Source organism: Arthrobacter sp. NPDC056691 (genome assembly GCF_042791415.1).
In the GTDB taxonomy this organism is placed as follows: Bacteria; Actinomycetota; Actinomycetes; order Actinomycetales; family Micrococcaceae; genus Arthrobacter.
This window is the reverse complement of record NZ_JBHTXX010000001.1, coordinates 4296-21572: the sequence shown is the minus strand read 5'-3', so window position 1 is coordinate 21572 and position 17277 is coordinate 4296. Positions and strand designations below refer to the sequence as shown.

At 66.5% G+C, this 17277-nt stretch carries 13 protein-coding genes; all 13 read left to right on the top strand.

What is annotated here, in order from left to right; genetic code table 11:
* Positions 1 to 3: 3 nt before the first annotated feature.
* Positions 4 to 945 carry an ABC transporter permease gene (locus tag ACFRAU_RS00090; protein ID WP_377998272.1) on the top strand — a complete coding sequence of 314 codons (942 nt, stop codon included), beginning with the start codon at positions 4 to 6 and terminating at the stop codon, positions 943 to 945.
* Positions 942 to 2822, top strand: coding sequence for a dipeptide/oligopeptide/nickel ABC transporter permease/ATP-binding protein (locus ACFRAU_RS00085; RefSeq protein ID WP_377998271.1), 1881 nt, complete (start codon positions 942 to 944; stop codon positions 2820 to 2822). The genes ACFRAU_RS00090 and ACFRAU_RS00085 overlap by 4 nt, the downstream gene beginning before the upstream one ends.
* Positions 2819 to 3703 (top strand): ATP-binding cassette domain-containing protein, encoded by an 885-nt coding sequence (locus ACFRAU_RS00080; protein ID WP_377998270.1) that lies wholly within the window; start codon positions 2819 to 2821, stop codon positions 3701 to 3703. The genes ACFRAU_RS00085 and ACFRAU_RS00080 overlap by 4 nt, the downstream gene beginning before the upstream one ends.
* Before the next feature lie 28 nt (positions 3704 to 3731).
* A complete protein-coding gene (locus ACFRAU_RS00075) occupies positions 3732 to 4601 on the top strand; it encodes a sugar phosphate isomerase/epimerase family protein (protein WP_377998268.1) in 870 nt (289 codons plus the stop codon).
* 16 nt (positions 4602 to 4617) lie between these two features.
* On the top strand, positions 4618 to 5784 hold the full coding sequence (locus ACFRAU_RS00070) for a Gfo/Idh/MocA family protein (RefSeq protein ID WP_377998267.1): 1167 nt from the start codon (positions 4618 to 4620) through the stop codon (positions 5782 to 5784).
* A gap of 97 nt (positions 5785 to 5881) precedes the next feature.
* Positions 5882 to 6943 carry a LacI family DNA-binding transcriptional regulator gene (locus ACFRAU_RS00065; RefSeq protein ID WP_377993808.1) on the top strand — a complete coding sequence of 354 codons (1062 nt, stop codon included), beginning with the start codon at positions 5882 to 5884 and terminating at the stop codon, positions 6941 to 6943.
* A gap of 67 nt (positions 6944 to 7010) precedes the next feature.
* Positions 7011 to 8417 carry a glucuronate isomerase gene (gene uxaC / locus ACFRAU_RS00060; RefSeq protein ID WP_377998265.1) on the top strand — a complete coding sequence of 469 codons (1407 nt, stop codon included), beginning with the start codon at positions 7011 to 7013 and terminating at the stop codon, positions 8415 to 8417.
* Positions 8414 to 9832 carry a mannitol dehydrogenase family protein gene (locus ACFRAU_RS00055; protein WP_377998264.1) on the top strand — a complete coding sequence of 473 codons (1419 nt, stop codon included), beginning with the start codon at positions 8414 to 8416 and terminating at the stop codon, positions 9830 to 9832. Before uxaC ends, ACFRAU_RS00055 begins: the two co-directional genes overlap by 4 nt.
* Positions 9833 to 10100: 268 nt before the next feature.
* Entirely contained in the window at positions 10101 to 11510 is a 1410-nt protein-coding gene (gene uidB, locus ACFRAU_RS00050) for a glucuronide transporter (RefSeq protein ID WP_377998263.1), read from the top strand.
* 49 nt (positions 11511 to 11559) lie between these two features.
* Positions 11560 to 12789, top strand: a complete 1230-nt coding sequence (manD, locus tag ACFRAU_RS00045; RefSeq protein WP_377998261.1) for a D-mannonate dehydratase ManD — start codon at positions 11560 to 11562, stop codon at positions 12787 to 12789.
* Positions 12790 to 12817: 28 nt separating this feature from the next.
* The gene (locus tag ACFRAU_RS00040; RefSeq protein ID WP_377998259.1) at positions 12818 to 15118 is read left to right on the top strand and encodes a gluconokinase, GntK/IdnK-type; all 2301 of its coding nucleotides are present in this window, start codon (positions 12818 to 12820) and stop codon (positions 15116 to 15118) included.
* Between the two features lie 155 nt (positions 15119 to 15273).
* Positions 15274 to 16521, top strand: coding sequence for an FAD-dependent oxidoreductase (locus ACFRAU_RS00035; protein WP_377998258.1), 1248 nt, complete (start codon positions 15274 to 15276; stop codon positions 16519 to 16521).
* Between the two features lie 40 nt (positions 16522 to 16561).
* Positions 16562 to 17134 carry an orotate phosphoribosyltransferase gene (pyrE, locus tag ACFRAU_RS00030; protein ID WP_377993801.1) on the top strand — a complete coding sequence of 191 codons (573 nt, stop codon included), beginning with the start codon at positions 16562 to 16564 and terminating at the stop codon, positions 17132 to 17134.
* Positions 17135 to 17277 lie beyond the last annotated feature (143 nt).

Here is a 17277-nt window from a genome sequence, read left to right as displayed (position 1 = left end):
GCCATGATCAGGTTCATTGCGAAACGGCTGGGCAGCGGGCTGGTGGTGCTGTTTGTTGTCTCGGCGCTCACCTTCTTCCTGCTGTACATGTCCAGCGGAAGCATCGCCCGGAACATCCTGGGCGACCAGGCCACCGTTGAACAGGTGGCGCTGAAGGAACACGAGCTGGGGCTGGACCAGCCCCTCGTGGCCCGGTACTTCGCCTGGGTGGCCGATGCCCTGGGCGGGAACCTCGGGGCTTCGTGGTTCACCTCCGAACCCGTGGCCAACTCCCTGGCCACCCGGATTCCGGTGACCATGACCATGGTTTTCGCCGCAATGATCCTGATCGCCATCTGCGCAGCGCTGATCGGCGTTGCTGCAGCCGTCAAGCGCGGCTGGGTGGACAGGACCGTCCAGGTCGGTGCCATCATTGGCGACTCCGTACCGGGGTTCGTGATTGGCGTCGTCCTGGTCACCCTCCTGGCCATCCAGCTGGGCCTCTTCCCGGCCACCAGCACCATTTCACCCGAATCCGGACCGGACGCGTGGGTCTACTCCATGGCCCTTCCGGTGATTGCCCTGCTGGTCAATGGAGTCACCGGCGGCGCGCAGCAGATCCGCAGCGCCGTCATCAAGCAGCTTGAGCGGGACTACGTCCGGACGCTGCGCAGCCGCGGCATCGGTGAGCGCGAGATCCTGTTCAAGCACGTGCTGCGCAGCGCCGCACCGGCCGGCCTGACCGTGCTGAGCCTGCAGCTGATCGGCATGCTCGGCGGGGTGGTGATCATCGAGCAGATCTTTGCCCTGCCCGGCATGGGACCGCTCGCGGTCGCTGCCACGGGCCAGTCGGATCTTCCTGTGGTGATGGGCGTGGTGATGTACACGGTGGTCGTGGTCATTGTGGTGAACCTGCTGGTGGACATTCTTAATGGCTGGCTCAACCCGAAAGTGCGTGTGTCATGAGCGATTCCGTAGAAACCGCGGCAGTGGCCGCTCCCGTGCCTTCCACGCACACCGGGCAGAGCGGTACAGTGGTCCGTTCCACCGTCATCCGCCGCCTCCTCGGGAACCCCCTCGGCATCGCAGCCCTGGTGATCCTGGTGACCATTGCGCTGCTGGCCCTTCTCGCTCCGGTCCTGGCGCCCTTTGACCAGAACCACGCAAACATCGCCAAGACGCTCGCGTCACCTGACTCCGTAAACATCCTGGGAACCGACAGCGCCGGGCGCGACGTCTGGAGCCGGCTGCTGTTCGGCGCTCAGCTGACGCTGCTTTCCGCATTGCTCTGTGCCGGTGTTGCCATCGCCATCGGGCTGCCCGCCGGCCTGATCGCCGGCTACTACGCCGGCAGGTTTGAGGCTGTGTCCAACTGGATGGTCAGCATCCTCATGAGCCTGCCCGGCCTGATCGTGCTGCTCACCATCCGCGCGGCGTTCGGACCTTCGGTGTGGATCTCCATGATCGCGTTCGGCGTCCTCATCAGCCCGTCCTACTTCCGGCTGACCCGCACAGCGGTCCAGTCGGTGCGCAACGAGCTCTACGTTGATGCCGCCCGCGTTTCGGGACTCTCGGACCTCAGCATCATTGCCCGCCACATCTTCTCCGTGGTCCGGGCGCCCATCATCATCCAGACCGCGGCGATTGCCGGCGTGGCCATCGCCATCCAGTCCGGACTTGAGTTCCTGGGCCTGGGCGATCCCACCAAGGCAACCTGGGGCGTCATGCTTTCCGAAGGGTTCAAGAACGTCTACCTGAACCCGACGCTGCTCTTCTGGCCCGCGCTTGCCATGGCACTGACCATCGGCGGGCTGGTCCTCCTCGGCAACGCCATCCGAGACGCCCTGGAAGACGGCGAAAAGATTAAGCACCGTAAGAAGCCGTCCCCGGTCGCGAATGCTTCTGCTGAACGCCCGACGGCGGAAGCCGCCAAGGCGCGTACGGTACGTGCCGCCGGCGGAAAGTCAATGGCCGCCGTCGACGCCGGAACCGAGCACCACCTCGTGAAGGTGACCAATCTCGGCGTCGGATATCCCCAGGCGGACGGGTCCACGAAAAAGGTGGTGGACGACGTTTCGTTCCACGTTGACCGGGGCGAGATCCTGGGCATCGTGGGTGAATCGGGTTCAGGCAAGTCCCAGACCGCCTTCTCGATCCTGGGCCTGCTGCCGGACAACGCCCGCATCGTGGCCGGCTCCATCCAGTTCGACGGCAACTACACCGTGGCGCCGGGCGAGGACCGGGTCAGCCAGGAACGCCTGTCCAGGCTGCGGGGCAAGCGGATCTCCTACATTCCGCAGGAGCCAATGAGCAACCTGGACCCGGCCTTCACCATCGGCTACCAGCTGGTTACTCCCATGGTGCGGGTCCTGGGGATCTCCAAGGAGGAGGCGACCGCCCGCGCGCTGAAGCTGCTCACCGACGTCGGGATCGTGAACCCGAAACGGACCTTTGACGCTTACCCGCACGAGGTCTCCGGCGGCATGGCCCAGCGCGTACTGATTGCCGGCGCCATCAGCTGCGAACCCGACCTGGTGATCGCCGACGAGCCCACCACGGCCCTGGACGTCACAGTGCAGGCCGACGTGCTGGACCTCCTGCGCGAACTGCAGCAGCGGCTGAACATCGGCGTCATCCTGGTGACCCACAACTTCGGCGTGGTGGCGGACCTCTGCGACCGGGTGGCCGTCATGCAGAGCGGCCGGCTAGTGGAGGAAGGATCCGTCCGCGACATCCTACGCAACCCGAAGGAGCAGTACACCCGGACGCTGCTGGCGTCCATGCTGGAAGGCAAGACACCCATGTCCATGCTTGTATCCAGCCAGAAGGAGCCGGTCGCATGAGCACCGTGGAAATTAGGGAAATGGAGCCACTCCTTGAGGTGGACAACCTGGTGGTCGAGTACCCCAGCAAGAAGTTCCGGGCCAGGCCGTTCCGGGCGCTGACGGACATCAGCATCCGCATCGGCCAGGGCGAGACCCTGGGCCTGGTGGGCGAGTCAGGTTCCGGCAAGACCACGCTGGGCCGGGCCGTCCTGGGCCTCGCCCCGGTGACCGGAGGCAGGATCATCTTCGAAGGCCAGGACATCGGCCACGCCACCCGCAAGCAGCGGCGGACCCTGAGCCGCGACCTGCAGGTGGTCTTCCAGGATCCGTATACCTCGCTGAACCCGGCCCTGGAAATCGGCGACATCCTGGCTGAGCCCCTCGGCGTGCAGGGCATGGAGCAGGCGGCAGCCCGGAAGCGGGTCAAGGAACTGCTGGACCAGGTGGGCCTGCCATCGGACGCCATCCACCGCCTGCCGCGGGAATTCAGCGGCGGCCAGCGCCAGCGCGTTGCCATTGCCCGGGCCCTGGCGTTGTCTCCGAAGCTGATCGTCTGCGATGAACCCGTCAGCGCCCTGGACCTGTCCACGCAGGCAAAGGTTCTGGACCTGTTCCTGCAGATCCAGAAGGACACCGGGGTTTCCTACCTGTTCGTCTCCCACGACCTGGACGTCGTCCGGCACATCAGCCACCGGGTGGCAGTGATGTACCACGGCGAAATCGTCGAACAGGGCCCGGCAGGCATTGTCACCACGGATCCCGACCACCCCTACACCCAGCGGCTGCTGCTCGCATCCCCGGTCCCTGACCCGGACCGCCAGAAACAGCGCCGCGCAGACCGGCACCGGCTGCTGGAGATCCAGCGGCAGCAGAACGAACAGGCCGGCGTCCCCGCCTGAGGACACCGGCACCAACGAAAGGACCACCATGGCAAACGCAGCCACCATCGGCGTGCAAGCGATGATGCTGAAGGACAGCTTCACCGAACTCGGGGCGTTCGAAACGCTCCGCAAGGTCAGCGCGATCGGCTACAACGCCGTCGAAATTTCCCAGATTCCCATGACCGCGGAGAACGTGGCGGAACTTGACCGCGCCCGGAGTGAACTCGGCATGGACATCGCAGCGCTGTCTGTTGCCATGGAAACCCCCAAAGGCATGCCCGGTGACTCCCTCAAAGACCACTTCGACAAAGTCGTGGACGACGCCAGGACGCTGGGCTCAAAGCTGCTTCGGATCGGCATGCTGCCCTTCCCCGCAATGAAGTCCATCGACGCGGTGGTGGACTTTGCAAAGCTGGCCAACGAGTACGCCGAACGCCTGCAGGAGCACGGCATCGGCCTGTACTACCACAACCACCACATCGAGTTCGCGAAGTTCGGCGGCAAGTACATGCTGGACATTATCGCGGAGAACTCGCCGGCCATGGGCATGGAAATCGATGTCCACTGGGTGCAGCGCGGGGGCCTTGACCCGGTCCGGACCCTGGAGAAGTATGCCGGACGCACCGCCACGGTGCACCTCAAGGACTACCGGATCGGGCAGCTGCCGGAATCGGCCTTCGGGCTGCTGGAATCCGGGGACGTGGCAGGATTCATGGCCGAGTTCAAGGATGTGGTCCAGTTCGCCGAAGTGGGTGAGGGCAACCTCGACTTCCCGTCCATCATCCCGGCCGCCCAGGAAGCCGGAGCGCGGTACCTGCTGGTGGAGCAGGACCAGCTGTACGGCCGCACTGTCTGGGATGCACTGCAGACCTCCTACGACAACCTGGTGGCCATGGGCCACGCCGACCTTTTCTAGATAGGGAGATCCATAAATGAGCACGAAAGTACGCCTCGGCATCATTGGCCTGGGCCAGCAGGGCGGCATGTACGCGAAGTTCATCGCTGACGGCGCAGTCCCGAACATGGTGATCGGCGCCATCTGCGACACCGACCCCGCCAAAAAGGAACTGGCCGCTTCCCAGTACCCGGACGCGCCCTTCTACGACGATTACATCGCCATGCTGGAAAGCGGCGACGTGGACGCCGTCGTCACCTGCGTCCCGCACTTCCTGCACCCGGAAATGGGCATCGAGACGCTCAAACGCAACATCCACGCTCTCGTGGAGAAGCCGGCCGGCGTGTACACCAAGCAGGTCAAGGAGCTCAACGAGTTTGCCGCCGGCAGGCCCGAGCTCTCCTTTGCGATCATGTTCAACCAGCGCAACAACCCGCTGTACCAAAAGCTGAAGGAGATCGTCAGCAACGGCGAGATCGGCGCCATCCGCCGCACCAACTGGATCATCACCAACTGGTGGCGGCCGCAGGGCTACTACAACTCCAGCGAGTGGCGGGCCACCTGGGGCGGCGAAGGCGGCGGCGTCCTGGTGAACCAGGCCCCGCACCAGCTCGACCTGTGGCAGTGGATCTGCGGCGTGCCCAAATCCGTTTATGCAAAGGTGGCCTACGGCTTCCGCCGCGACATCGCCGTCGAGGACGAGGTCACCGCGGTGGTGGACTACGGCAACGGCGCCACCGGCGTTTTCGTCACCGCCACCCATGACCTCACCGGCACCGACCGCTTCGAGATTCTGGGCGACCAAGGCAAGATCGTCGTCGAAAATTCCAAGACCGCTACCGTGACCCGCCTGAAGCAGCCCGAGCGCGAGCTCAGCGACAGCATGGGCATGGACGATGTCCGCAAGCTCTTCATGGGCGAGCTGAATCCCGAGGAGTACTACACCACCGAGGTGATCGAGTTCGAGTCCGCCTGGGGTGCGCAGCACTCCGGCGTGCTGGAGAACTTCGCCGCCAACATCCTGGACGGCACCCCGCTGCTGGCTCCGGGCTCTGACGGCATCAGCGGTGTCCGGCTCGCCAACGCCATCCACCTCTCCAGCTGGACCGGCACCGAAGTGGGCCTGGACTTTGACGAGGACGAGTTCCTGGCGGAGCTGAACAAGCGCATCGCGGCCGAGGGCAAGTTCCCCGAGCGCTCGTAAACCATTGCCCAACTGACTCGCAGTTAATGTCGTTTTGAGGGCTCAAAACGACATTAACTGCGAGTCAGTTGGGCGGGTTCCTCGTTAGGATGGGGCGGTGACTGAACCCAAGACGCCGGAAGCTGCCGCACCCACAGGCCCGGCCAGGAAGCACGCCCGGAACGGCAAGTCCAACGCCACCATCTACGACATCGCCAAGCTTGCGGGTGTCAACCCGTCCACGGTCTCGCGGGCGCTCAGCAAGCCGGGCCGGGTCAGCGCCAAGACCCAGAAGCTCATCGAGGACGCCGCGGCGGAACTGAACTACCAGGTGAATCCCTTCGCCCGTGCCCTGCCCACGGGCCGCACCAACACGTTCGGGCTCATCGTCGCGGACATCACCAACCCGACGTTCTTCGACATCATCCGTGGGGCGGAAACCACTGCCACGCTCCGCGATTACACCCTGGTGCTGGCAGAGTCGGCCGAATCCGCCGTCACCGAGCTCACGGCCGCCCGGCGGATGATGACGACGGCGGACGGACTCATCCTTGCCAGCCCCCGCATGGACGACGACGACATCCGCGCGCTGGCCGGCGACAAGCCCGTGGTGGTCATCAACCGCGAGGTCGACGGCGTGCCCTGCGTGGTTCCCGATGTCAACAAAGGCATCAGCGAGGCGGTGCGCAGCCTGGCCGCCAACGGACACAGGAAGGTCGCATTCGTCGCCGGACCGCCGCAGTCCTGGATGTCCGCCCGCCGCTGGGAAGGCGTCCAGGCCGCCTGCGAATGGTCCCGGCTCGAGGCCGTCCGGCTGGAATCCGGCAAGCCAACGGTCGACGGCGGCAGGCAGGTGGCGCGCGACGTGCGCGACAGCGGCGCCACGGCCGTGCTGACGTACAACGACCTGCTGGCCATCGGCCTCATGCAGGAACTCCAGGCCGCCGGGGTGGTGGTGCCGGATCAGATCAGCATCGTGGGCTTCGACGACATCTTCGGCGCCGACTTCACCACGCCGCCGCTCACCACCGTGCGTTCACCGCTGGGGGAGTGCGGCTCGGGCGCCACCACGCTCCTCCTCGACCTGCTGCACGGCAGCGCCGAACCGGCGGGCATCCTGCGCGTCGAGACCGAGCTGGTGCTGCGCGGCTCGAGCGGAAGGCTCCTTCCCGCGCAGTAACAGAAACCCGATGGCAATTTTTGGCAACCGGTTGACAAAACACTGGTGCACGCCGGACCATTGACGTATGTCACAGTCGATTGCCGCCAACCCAGACCGGCTCCTGCCCGCGGACCCGGGAACGCGCAGCATTGCGCGCGACCTCCTGCAGCGCGTCCAGGACCTCCCCATCATTTCCCCGCACGGGCACGTTGACGCCGCAGTCATCGAGCACAACACGCCCTTCCCGGACCCGGCAGCGCTGCTGGTCAGCCCGGACCACTACGTCACCCGCCTGGTCCACGCCAGCGGAGTCCCGCTGGACCGGCTGCGCGATTCCGAGGCGTCCCAGCCGGACTCCCGCACCGTCTGGCGCGAGTTCTGCCAGGCCTGGCCATTGTTCGAGGGCACCGCCTCCGGCTACTGGCTCCGCACCCAGTTCAGCAGCGTCTTCGGCCTCCAGCAGGAGATCAGCGCCGGGACTGCGGATGCCAGCTACGACGCCATTTCCGCCAGGCTCGTGGAGCCGGGCTTCCGGCCCCGCCAGCTCTTCAAGGACTTCAACATCGAGGTGCTGGCCACCACGGACGATCCCCTGGACAGCCTCGCCAGCCACAAGGCAATCGCCGAGGATCCCACGTTCCATGGCCGCGTGCTGCCCACGTTCCGCCCGGACGCCTACCTGAACATCGCGCACCCCACCTGGTCCGCGAACGTTGACCGGCTGATCGCGGCAGCGGGCGACGGCGCCACCGGCTATGCCGGTTACCTCACCGCCCTGGAGAACCGGCGCCGCTACTTCGTGGACCACGGCGCAGTCTCCGCCGACCACGGTGTCCGGACCCCGGTCACGCTGAAGCTCGACGACGCCGACGCCGCACGGCTGTTTGACCGCGCCCGTTCCGGCGAGGCGACCGCGCAGGACCGCGACGCGTTCGAAGCCCACATGATGTACCAGATGGCGCGGATGTCCGTGGCGGACGGGCTGGTCATGACCATCCACCCGGGCTCGTACCGCAACCACCACGAGCCCACCTTCAACACGTACGGCGCCGACACAGGCCACGACATCCCGTTCGCCGTCAACTACACCGAGGCGATCCGCCCGCTGCTGCAGGACTTCGGCACCGCCAAGGACTTCCACCTGGTGCTCTTCACCCTGGACGAGACTGTGTTCTCGCGCGAACTCGCGCCGCTGGCCGGCTTCTATCCGTCCGTCTACCTTGGCGCCCCGTGGTGGTTCCTGGACGCCCCGGACGCCATGCTGCGCTTCCGTTCCGCCGTCACCGAGACCGCCGGGTTCTCCCGCTCCTCGGGCTTTATCGACGACACCCGCGCCTTCTGCTCCATCCCCGCCCGCCACGACGCCTCCCGCCGCATCGAGGCCTCGTTCCTGGCCCGGCTCGTTGCCGAGCACCGCGTCAGCGAGGAACGCGCCCACGAACTGATCGTCGACCTCGTGGACGGATCGCCGCGAAGGGTCTTCAAGCTGTGACCGCAGGACTGCAGGCCGAACAGGAAGCCGCCGTGGACCTCCCCAGGCTCAACCGCACCCTCCGGCCGTCAGCCAAGCCCCCCACCCGCATCGTGCACCTGGGGCTGGGCGCCTTCCACCGCTCGCACCAGGCCTGGTACACGCACCGGGCCGGCGATGCCGCGGACTGGGGCATCGCCGCCTTCACGGGCCGCCGCCCCGACGCGGCCCTGGCCCTCGCGGAACAGGACGGGCTCTTCACGCTGGTGGAACGGGCGGGCGCCGGTGACTCCTTCGAAGTGGTCGGCAGCATCGTCGAGGCCGTGGACGGCGCCAACGTGCAGCGGCTGGCGGAGCTGGTCTCCGCCCCGGAGACCGCCGTCGTCATACTGACCGTCACCGAGGCCGCCTACCGGCTGGGCACCGACGGGCAGCTGGACCGCAGCGCTCCCGACGTCGTGGCCGACCTGGCGCTGCTGGCTTCCGGCAGCGGCAACCCGACGACGCCGCTGGGCCGCCTGGTCTTTGCCCTCGCCGCCCGCCGGTCCGCCGGCGCCGGTCCGCTCGCGGTCGTCTGCTGTGACAATCTCTCCAACAACGGCACCGTGGCGCACAACGCCGTGGCGGGCATCGCCGGGGCATGGGACCCTTCGCTCGCAGCGTGGATTGACGCCAACATCAGCTTTGTCAGCACCTCGGTGGACCGCATCACGCCCCGCACCACCGACGCCGACGTGGCGGCCGTCGCAGAGTCCTGCGGCTACCACGACACCTCGCCGGTAGTAGCCGAGCCCTTCGCTAACTGGGTGCTGAGCGGGGACTTCCCCGCAGGCCGGCCGCGCTGGGAGGACGCCGGTGCCGTCTTCGTAGCGGACATCGAACCCTATGAAAACCGCAAGCTGTGGCTCCTGAACGGTGCGCACTCACTTTTGGCCTATGCGGGGCAACTACGGGGACACACCACCGTGGCAGAAGCTCTCCGGGACAATTCCTGCCTGCACGCCGTGGAACAGTTCTGGGATGAGGCCGAAAGCAACCTGCACGGAGCGGACCTCCAGATCCCCGCCTACCGGGAGGCCCTCCTGGCCCGCTTCGGCAACACCCGCATCGCCCACCACCTGGCCCAGATCGCCATGGACGGCAGCACCAAGCTGCGGATGCGGGCTGTGCCGGTGCTGCAGGCCGAGCGGGCCGCGGGCAGGTCCGGGGCTGCCGCAGCCCTCATGATCGCTGCCTGGATGGACTTCACCGCCGCGGCGGCAACGGTTCAGGATCCGCTGGCCGATGAGATTGCCGCCGCCAACCGGCTTAGCGGCACCGGGCGGATCCGGGCCCTGCTGGGCCTGGTGAATCCGGCGCTGGCCGGGGACGCCGCCGTCGTCGGCATGATTGCCGACCTGTGCGGAACGTTCGGGGAGCCGGCTGTCTCCCCTTAGCCCCCTGCGCACATGCGGCTCTGCCCGGCTCCCGGACCATGGGGACCGGGCAGTGCTGTTTCGGGACGAGTGCTGTTTGATGGAACTTTCAACAAATATTTGGCAACCGCTTGCCATTTGATTGCCAAGTGATTAGGATTACAACAACAGCAAAAGCTGGCATCCCGGGAATCAGACCCACCGGACACCCAGGCTTTCCACAGCACCAAGCATTTTTCACATTTTTCGCCGGCTCCACAGGGGCGGCACCGGGTAAAGGAGCCCAATCATGAAAAAGCTGAACAAACTCAGCATCGTCGGCTACGGCGCCGGTGATGCAGCCAACAATCTCGCCTTCACCACTGCCACCATGTTCCTGCTCGTGTACTACACCGACGTGGCGGGAATCTCGGCTGCTGCGGCAGGTACGCTGCTGCTGGTCGTCAGGATCTTTGACGCGTTCGCCGATGTCTTTGCCGGCCGCATGGTGGACCGCACCTTCAGCAGGCGTTTCGGTAAGTTCCGTCCGTTTATCATGTTCGGCTCCATCCCGCTGCTGCTCCTGAGCGTCGCGACGTTCTCCATCCCGCAGCTGGGCGAGTCGGGAACCCTGCTCTATGCCTACGTGACGTACGCGGCCCTCGGCCTGGCCTACAGCCTGGTCAACATTCCCTACGGCTCCCTCGCCGGCGCCATGACCCAGGATCCGGGGGAGCGCGCCAAGCTGGGATCGGCCCGCATGGTGGGCGGCCTCCTCGTGGGTTCGGCCCTCGGCATCTTTGTGGCACCGCTAATCAAGCCCGGCGCCGACCTGCAGGCAACCTTCACCACCATCACGCTGGTGTTCGTGGCGATCGGCGCCGCCCTCTACTTCTTCACCGTCCTGACCGCCAAGGAACGGGTCCACCGCGCCGTCCCCAACGTCTCGGTCAAGCAAAGCCTGGAAACCCTGAAGGGCAACAAGCCCCTCCTGATGCTGTGCGTCAGCTCCTTCTTCTTCCTCTCCGGCTACCTGGCACTGACATCAGTGCAGCTGTACTACCTGCGCGATGTCCTGGGCCGCCTTGATCTGTATCCGGTGCTGTCCATCATCCAGCTGGTGTGCACCTTTGTGCTGGCCGCGGTTATGCCCAGGCTGGTCCGGTCCATCGGCAAGAAGGGTGTCTACATCTACTCGTCGATGCTGACCGTCGTCGGCGGCGCCATCATCTTCTTCACCCCGGCCAGCCAGGTCTGGATCGGTTTCGGCGGCCTCGTGATCAGCCTCGTGGGCGTCCTCGCCGTCAACATCGTGGTGTGGGCGCTGGAAGCCGACACCGTGGAATACGGCGAATGGCGTACCGGAGTCCGGACCGAGGGCATCACCTACGCGCTGTTCTCGTTCACCCGCAAGACCGGCCAGGCCGTGGGCGGAGCGCTCGCCGCGTACGCCCTGGCCCTGGGCGGCTACAAGTCCGGCGCCGTGCAGACCGCGGACGCGGTGTTCGGCATCCAGCTCGCCGCCGGCGCCATCCCGGCCGTGCTGACCATCCTGGCCGTCCTGGTCATGTCCAAGTACAAGCTGACGGACGCCATGCACGCCGAGATCCTCGCCGAAATCCGCGCCCGCCGCGAAAGCGGCGATGCCACCAAAACGGCCGGCGACCCCAAAACCGTCAATACCGCCGTCGAGCGCTCCAGCGCCGCATCCACCAACTGACCGCCCGCCAGCTGAAACCCTGAACCTGTTCCCTCCGAAAGGACCTGCTGTGAAAATCATTGCCGCGGAAGTCTTCGTGACAAGCCCGTCCCGCAACTTCGTGACCCTGCGGATCACCACGGAGGACGGCGTCACCGGCATCGGCGACGCGACCCTGAACGGCCGCGAACTCGCCGTGGCCGCCTACCTGAAAGAGCACGTCGCGCAGCTGCTGATCGGGAAGGACCCGCACCGGATCGAGGACACCTGGCAGTTCCTGTACCGGTCCTCGTACTGGCGCCGCGGCCCGGTCACGATGGCCGCGATTGCCGCCGTCGACATGGCGCTGTGGGACATCAAGGGCAAGCTGGCCGGCATGCCGGTCTACCAGCTCCTGGGCGGGGCGTCCCGCAACGGGCTGCGTGCCTACGGCCACGCCTCCGGCTCGGACATCCCCTCGCTGTTTGATTCGGTCCGCGAGCACCTGGAACTCGGTTACAAGTCGGTCCGGATCCAGACCGCCGTCCCCGGCATCAAGGCTGTCTACGGCGTCGCCGCCCAGGCCCAGGCCTCGGGGGAGCGCTACGACTACGAACCCGCCGGCCGCGGCGCATTCCCGGTGGAGGAGGACTGGGACACCCGTGCCTACCTGCGCCACCTGCCCACCGTGTTCGAGGCGGTCCGGAACGAGTTCGGCCCGGAACTGCCGCTGCTGCACGACGGCCACCACCGGATGACTCCGATCCAGGCCGCCAAGCTGGGCAAGGCGCTGGAACCCTATGACCTGTTCTGGCTGGAGGACTGCACCCCGGCCGAGAACCAGGAGGCGCTGCGCCTGGTCCGCCAGCACACCACCACCCCGCTGGCCATCGGCGAAATCTTCAACACCGTGTACGACTACCAGACCATCATCAAGGAACAGCTGATCGACTACGTCCGGGCCGCCTCCACCCACTTCGGCGGGATCTCGCCGCTGAAGAAGGTCATGGACTTCGCCGCCCAGTACCAGATCAAGTCCGGCTTCCACGGCCCCACCGACATCTCCCCGGTCGGGTTTGCGGCGCAGCTGCACGTGGGCCTGGCCATCCACAACTACGGCATCCAGGAATACATGCAGCACTCGGACAAGACCAACGAGGTCTTCGAACAGTCCATGACGTTCAAGGACGGCTACCTGCACCCGGGCGACAAGCCCGGCATCGGCGTCGAATTCAACGCCGACGCCGCCGCCGCCTACCCGTACCAGCAGGCCTACCTGCCCTACAACCGCCTCGTCGACGGCACCGTCCATGACTGGTGAACACGCCATGACCGGGAAGGAACCGCTGATGAGCACCAGGCACCGCATCATCGTGATGGGAGTCTCCGGCTGCGGCAAGACCACCATCGGTGACCTCGTGGCCCGCGAACTCGGGGTGCCGTTCCTCGACGGCGATTCGCTCCACCCGGTGGAGAACGTCGCCAAGATGGCGGCCGGCGCGCCCCTGACCGACGAGGACCGCTGGCCCTGGCTCGCCACCGTGGGCAGCGAACTCGCCAACGCCGGAAACGGCGGCCTGGTGCTCGCATGCTCGGCCCTGCGCCGCAGCTACCGCGACGCCATCCGCAAGCAGGCGCCGGACACGGTTTTCCTGCACCTGCACGGCAGCAACGAGGTACTGAGGTCACGCACTGAAGGCCGTTCCGGCCACTTCATGCCGCCTGCACTGCTCGATTCGCAGCTGGCAACGCTGGAACCGCTCGACGACGACGAAGCCGGCTTCGTCGTCGACATCGCCGCTCCGGTGACCCAGGTGGTGGCCGAAGCGCTGGCGGGCATTGCCGCCGTCGCCGATGCCGCCGTTTCCACGGGTGCCGCCGTCGGTGCCCCGGGCACCCAACCGCGCCAGTTCGACGTCGACCTCCAGGCAGCGCCGTTCAACCTCGACGACGCGGCCGTTGCGTGGGTGGAATCCACCCTCGCCGGCATGTCCCTCGAGGAAAAGATCGGCCAGCTGTTCATCAACCACAACAACGACTACTCCCCGGAGTACCTTGACGGCGTGCTGGACACGTACCACGTGGGCGGCATGCGCTACCGGCCGGGCCCCTCCGCCGCGGTGCAGGAACACATCCGGTATGCACAGTCCAAAACCCGCATCCCGCTGCTGGTGGCCTCCAACCCGGAAATGGGGGGAGCCGGGAGCTGTGACGACGGAACGTTCGTGTCGACGCACCTGCAGGCCGGCTCGCACCCGGACAAGGCCATCGCCCGGCAGATGGGGCAGGTGGCCGGGGTGGAAACCGCGGCCCTGGGCTGCAACTGGGCCTTCGCGCCGATCGTGGACATCCACTACAACTGGCGGAACACGGTCATTTCCACCCGGGCCTTCGGCAACACGCCGGAGATCGTGGTGGAGCGGGCCAAGGAGTACTTCGACGGCATCAGCGAGTCACCCACCGTCTGCGCCATGAAGCACTTCCCCGGCGACGGCATGGACGAACGCGACCAGCACGTGGTCACGTCCTACAACACCCTCGGCTACGAGGACTGGAACCGCAGCTACGGGCACGTGTACCGCGAGATGATCGGGCACGGCGTGCAGTCCATCATGATCGGGCACATCGGGGCGCCCGAGCTGACACGGCATTTCCGCCCGGGCACGGCGGACAAGGACATCCTGCCCGCCACGCTGTCCCCGGAACTGCTGCAGGACCTGCTCCGCGGCGAACTGGGCTTCAACGGGCTGATCCTTACCGACGCCTCGCAGATGATTGGCCTCACCCAGGCCATGAAGCGCAAGGACCTGGTGCCGGCCACCATCGCGGCCGGCTGCGACATGTTCCTGTTCTTCCGCAACCCGGCCGAGGACTTCGGATACATGCTGGACGGCTACAAGTCCGGCGTCATCACCGAGCAGCGCCTGCACGACGCACTGCGACGGATCCTGGCCCTCAAGGCCTCGCTGGGCCTGCATCTCAAGCCGGCCGCGGAGCTGGTCCCGCCGGCGGAGGCACTCGCGGTGATCGGCAGCGAGGCGCACCGTGCCATCGCCGCCGAAATCGCGGACAAAACCGTCACCCTCATCAAGGACACGGCCAACAACCTGCCCATCACGCCGGAGACGCACAAACGGATCCGGCTGTACGGCATCTCCGGCGGATCGGACTTCACCCGGGCTGACCCGCTGGCCTACCTGGACACCGTCAAGGCCGAGCTGGAAAGCGCCGGCTTTGAAGTGCACCTGTTCAGGACGGCGGACCAGCGCGAGGCGGCGGGGGAGACCGGTGTGAACTTCATGTCGGTCATCTCCGAGGAGGCCACCGGCGACTACGCGGACAAGTACGATGCCGCCTTTGTGTTCGCCAACGTGAAGGGCTTCGCCCAGGAGGCAGCCATCCGGATTAAGTGGTCCACCCCGATGGCCGCGGAGATCCCGTGGTACGTCACCGAGGTCCCCACTGTGTTCGTCTCGCTCAACCAGCCCAACCACCTGATTGACGTGCCGATGGTCAAGACCGCCATCAATGCCCACGCCGAGTCGCCCGAGGCCATTCGGGCGACCATCGAAAAGATCATGGGCAAGTCGGAATTCCAGGGAACGTTCAACGACAACGTTTTCTGCGACTCCTTCGACACCCGGCTCTAGGTCGTTCCCGGACTGACGACACGCAAAATGGGCTGGCGCGACGGGAATTCCCGTAGCGCCGGTCCGTTTCTGCGTCGCAGGGATTTTTGCGCGTCGCGGGGACATTCCCGTAGCGAGCGTATCCACCGCGATTTCCCAGGCGTACCGTATGGCTCATGGAGACTACCGGATGTGTGGTGGTGGGCGGCGGGCCCGCCGGCATGATGCTGGGCCTTTTGCTCGCGCGGGCCGGCGTCGAGGTCACCGTCCTCGAAAAACACGGCGACTTCCTCAGGGACTTCCGGGGCGACACCGTCCACGCCTCCACCATCCGCGTCATTGACGAACTCGGGCTCGGCGCCGAGTTCCGTGATCTGCCGCAAAGCCGGCTCCGCAACCTCGCCTTCCCGACGCCCGGCGGCGGCCTGATCACGCTCGGCGATTTCTCCGGCCTGAAGCCGCCGTACAACTACATCGCCATGATGCCGCAGTGGGACTTCCTGAACTTCCTGGCCCGCAGCGCCGCCGAAGAGCCCTCGTTCACACTCCTGATGGAGCACACCGCGACGGAGTTGATGTACGACGGCGGCCGGGTCACCGGCGTGCGGTACCGCACCAAGGACGGCACCGGGGGTGCCCTCCGAGCGGACCTTGTGGTGGCCACAGATGGCCGGCACTCGGTGCTGCGCCAGGCCGCAGGGCTCAAGTCCAGGGAGTACCCGGTGCCCTTCGATACCTGGTGGTTCAAGCTGCCGCGCTTCGCGTCCGAGCAGGGCGAGGTGGCCGGCATCGTTCCCGCCTTCGGGGAGCGCGCCGGCTTGATTGCCCTGTTCCGGGACACCTATTACCAGATGGGCTACTTCGCCCAGAAAGGCTCCGGCGACGGCATCAGGAGCGAGGGAGTGGAGCGGTTCCGGGAACGGGTCGCCGCGCTGCGGCCGGACCTCGCCGACCGAGTCGATGCCATCCGTTCCCTGGACGACCTCCACTGGCTGGATGTCCGGCTGGACCGCCTCCATCGCTGGTACGTCGACGGGTTGCTGTGCATCGGGGACGCCGCGCATGCGATGTCCCCGGCCGGCGGGGTAGGCATCAACCTGGCCATCCAGGACGCCGTGGCTGCCGCAGCCCGGCTCGCCCCTGCCCTGCTGCGCCGCAAAGTCACGGTGAAGGACCTTGCGGCGGTGCAGCGGCGCCGGATGCCGCCCACTGTCATCATCCAGACCGTCCAGCGGGGCATGCACCGGGCGGTGTTCATTCCCCTATTCAGTGGGAAACGGTCCGGCGCGCCTCCCTTCATGCAGTTCGTCGGCCGGCGCTTCCCGGTCATGCGGCGCATCCTGCCGCGGCTCATCGCCATCGGCCCGAGGCCTGAGCACGCCCCGGCATTCGCCCGCCGGGAGGCACCGCGGCCCACTGCCTAGGCGGTCCGTCACAAACCGGTCAGCCACTAAACTGGACCCCATGACTCCCACGCTTGACGCCGCTGCTGCCCGTGCCCGACTTCTGGAACTGATCAAGGAGCTCGCGGTTGTCCGCGGCAAGGTCATTCTCTCCAGCGGGGCCGAGGCCGACTACTACATCGACCTGCGCCGCATCACACTGCACCACGAGGCGTCGAAGCTCGTGGGCCAGGTCATGCTGTCCCTGATCGACGACGCCGGCATCGACTTCGAGTGCGCTGGCGGCCTCACGATGGGGGCCGACCCGGTAGGCACCGCCGTCATGCACGCCGCCACAGACGCGGACCGGGCCATCGACGCGTTCGTGGTCCGTAAGGCGCAGAAGTCCTACGGCATGGGCCGGCAGGTGGAGGGCCCCTCGGTCGAGGGCCGCAAGGTCCTGGTGCTCGAGGACACCTCCACCACGGGCGGCTCGGCCCTGACCGCCGTCGAGGGCGTCCGCAACGCCGGCGGCAACGTCGTGGCTGTTGCCGTGATCGTCGACCGCGACACGGGCGCCAAGGAAAAGATCGAAGCCGAAGCCGGCGTGCCGTACCTGTTCGCCTTCAGCAAGGACGAGCTCGGCCTGGGCTGATACTGCGGCGAAACTAACGCCTGGGGCGGACGACGGCGGGACCTACCCCCCTCGGCCGCGGCGCTTTTTTGCCCCCGGGCACGGGTACCAGCCACCGGCCCCTTGTGTTTCCCCGGCCGACTGTGGGGAGGGTGATTCAGGGG

Coding starts and splice junctions, on each gene's coding strand:
- ACFRAU_RS00035 (WP_377998258.1), top strand. CDS start 15,274: ATGGAGACTACCGGATGTGTGGTGGTGGGCGGCGGGCCCGCCGGCATG.
- uidB (WP_377998263.1), top strand. CDS start 10,101: ATGAAAAAGCTGAACAAACTCAGCATCGTCGGCTACGGCGCCGGTGAT.
- ACFRAU_RS00040 (WP_377998259.1), top strand. CDS start 12,818: ATGAGCACCAGGCACCGCATCATCGTGATGGGAGTCTCCGGCTGCGGC.
- ACFRAU_RS00075 (WP_377998268.1), top strand. CDS start 3,732: ATGGCAAACGCAGCCACCATCGGCGTGCAAGCGATGATGCTGAAGGAC.
- ACFRAU_RS00090 (WP_377998272.1), top strand. CDS start 4: ATGATCAGGTTCATTGCGAAACGGCTGGGCAGCGGGCTGGTGGTGCTG.
- ACFRAU_RS00085 (WP_377998271.1), top strand. CDS start 942: ATGAGCGATTCCGTAGAAACCGCGGCAGTGGCCGCTCCCGTGCCTTCC.
- pyrE (WP_377993801.1), top strand. CDS start 16,562: ATGACTCCCACGCTTGACGCCGCTGCTGCCCGTGCCCGACTTCTGGAA.
- ACFRAU_RS00070 (WP_377998267.1), top strand. CDS start 4,618: ATGAGCACGAAAGTACGCCTCGGCATCATTGGCCTGGGCCAGCAGGGC.
- uxaC (WP_377998265.1), top strand. CDS start 7,011: ATGTCACAGTCGATTGCCGCCAACCCAGACCGGCTCCTGCCCGCGGAC.
- ACFRAU_RS00080 (WP_377998270.1), top strand. CDS start 2,819: ATGAGCACCGTGGAAATTAGGGAAATGGAGCCACTCCTTGAGGTGGAC.